Origin of the sequence: Methylobacterium sp. Leaf104 (assembly GCF_001422885.1) — a bacterium.
Taxonomy (GTDB): Bacteria; Pseudomonadota; Alphaproteobacteria; order Rhizobiales; family Beijerinckiaceae; genus Methylobacterium.
Map to the genome: position 1 here is coordinate 1 of NZ_LMMZ01000036.1, position 1,080 is coordinate 1,080.

A 1,080-nucleotide genomic window follows, 5' to 3' on the forward strand; every position below is an offset into this window, starting at 1 on the left:
CGCAGGGGCGCTGCGCAACCAGGTCGAGCGCCTCTGGGCCAGGCTCAAGGAGTGGCGCGCCATCGCCACACGCTACGAGAAGACGACCGTCAGCTTCATGGGCGTCCTCTGTCTTGCCGCGGCCCTCGATTGGCTCAAGCGATGACAGACCCTAGATCACCGTGCCAGAAGGGCGCTCTGGTCTTCCTGTGCGAGTTTGAGGAGGTTCTGACCGTAGGCGGTCTTGGCGAAGAGCTTGCCGCGGGCGACGAGCTGGTCCTGGCCGATGAAGCCCTGCAGGTAGGCGATCTCCTCCAGGCAGGCCACCTGCAGGCCCTGGCGGTGCTGGAGCGTGCGCACGAACTCGGCCGCCTCCAAGAGGCTGTCATGCGTGCCCGTGTCGAGCCAGGCATAGCCGCGGCTCATGCGCTCCACGTGCAGCTGCCCCCGCTCGAGATAGGCCTCGTTGACGCTGGTGATCTCGAGCTCGCCCCGGGCCGAGGGCCGCACGCCCGCGGCGATGTCGAGGACCTGGTTGTCGTAGAAGTACAGGCCCGTCACCGCCCAGGGGCTCTCGGGCGTCACCGGCTTCTCGACGAGGCGTAAGGGGCGCCCGTCCGGGCCGAGGGTGACCACGCCGTAGGCCGAGGGGTCGTCGACGTGGTAGGCGAACACCGTGGCGCCGGTCTCGCGGGCGCGGGCCCGGGCCAGGAGCTCGCGCATGCCTGAGCCGAAGAACAGGTTGTCGCCCAGCACCAGGGCGACGCTGTCGCCGCCCACGAAGTCGCGCCCGATCAGGAAGGCCTGGCTCGCGCATGCCTGAGCCGAAGAACAGGTTGTCGCCCAGCACCAGGGCGACGCTGTCGCCGCCCACGAAGTCGCGCCCGATCAGGAAGGCCTGGGCCAGACCCTCCGGCCGGGGCTGGACCGCGTAGCTGAAGGACAGCCCGAACTGCTCGCCGGTGCCGAACAGGCGCTTGTAGTTGTCGAGGTGCTCGGGCGAGGAGATGATCAGGATCTCGCGGATGCCCGCCAGCATCAGCACCGAGACCGGGTAGTAGATCATCGGCTTGTCGTAGACCGGCAGCAGCTGCTTGTTGA

The 1,080-nt window shown here is 68.4% G+C and carries 1 protein-coding gene and 1 pseudogene; one reads left to right on the plus strand and one right to left on the minus strand.

Annotated elements, in window-relative coordinates:
* On the plus strand, positions 1-145 hold a 145-nt coding region (locus tag ASF49_RS17095), incomplete at its 5' end, for a transposase (protein ID WP_156653067.1).
* A gap of 11 nt (positions 146-156) precedes the next feature.
* Here ASF49_RS17095 and ASF49_RS17100 read toward each other — a convergent pair.
* A pseudogene (locus tag ASF49_RS17100) lies at positions 157-1,080 on the minus strand (sugar nucleotidyltransferase); the annotation flags it as partial.